Raw genomic sequence first — 1,046 nt, forward strand, 5'->3', positions numbered from 1 at the left:
GCCGTCACCCATGCCTGGAAAGGAATTCGGGTGACTCCTGGTATGCGCAGGATGCTTCCCGTCGCGGGGGTTGCTGCCGTTCTGGCGCTCGTGGGCACGCCGATGCTCGCGTCCGCCGATCCGCAGCCGACAGGGGGAGGCGCCGGGGGCACGCCGCCGTCCGCGGTGGAGGACTACGCGTATCCGAACGCGGATCGGATCCAGCGGGATCAGGGCATCAAGCTGATCAAGGGCGACGGGCACATCACCCTCGCCACGTGCGACGCCTCCGCCCAGCAGATCAAGGTCCTCACTGTGCAGGGGCCGAGTGGCGATCCGCAGGGCGCGTACTGCTTCAAGGCGAGCGCCACGAGCGGTTACCTCTCCCTCGAACTGCCGCGGGTGTTCGAGCTGGAGACCGCCGACCACCCCATCAGCGCCGACCTGAGGCCGCAGGACGACCCCACCGCGCCGGTGAAGACCGTGAATGTGGACAAGAAGAGCATCAAGAGCGTGGGCGAGGGCACGGCCGGTGGTGCACCGACCGAGCTGCTGGAATTGCGGGTCACCGGCTGACCGGTCCACCCGCCTTCCCTCTCTCCGTTCTGGCACAACACAAAGGAATATCTTCATGTCCGGCTTTCGTCCGCGCCCCGCGTGGACCGGCGGCCTGATCGCCGCCACTTCACTGACCGCCGTCGCCGCTCTCACCGCTGCACCAGCCACCGCTGTGTCCGGGCCTGCCGCTTCTGCCGCGGTCTCGGCCGCAACCGCCCGGCTCGACGTCGGCGGGCAGCGCGGCTGCTCGGCCACCCTGGTGGCTGCGCAGTGGCTGCTGACGGCCGCGAGCTGCTTCACCGACACCCCCGGCACTACGCTTCCTTCCGGCACTCCGAAGCTGAAGACGACCGCCACTATCGGTGGCAGCGCCCAGCAGGTGGTGAACCTGGTGCCGCGCACGGACCGTGACGTGGTGATGGCCCAACTGGCCAAGCCTGTCAGCGGCATCACCCCCATGCCGGTGGCCGGCGCCGCGCCTGCCGCCGGGGACGAGGTCCAGGCGGCCG

At 69.8% G+C, this 1,046-nt stretch carries 2 protein-coding genes; both read left to right on the forward strand.

Annotation, left to right across the window (positions count from 1 at the left end):
* On the forward strand, positions 1 to 555 hold a 555-nt coding region (locus ABD355_RS43790), incomplete at its 5' end, for a hypothetical protein (protein ID WP_344406982.1).
* 55 nt (positions 556 to 610) lie between these two features.
* A partial coding sequence (locus ABD355_RS43795) for a trypsin-like serine protease (protein WP_344406984.1) occupies positions 611 to 1,046 on the forward strand: 436 nt, incomplete at its 3' end.

The sequence above is a fragment of the Streptomyces longisporus genome, assembly GCF_039532765.1.
GTDB lineage: Bacteria > Actinomycetota > Actinomycetes > Streptomycetales > Streptomycetaceae > Streptomyces > Streptomyces longisporus.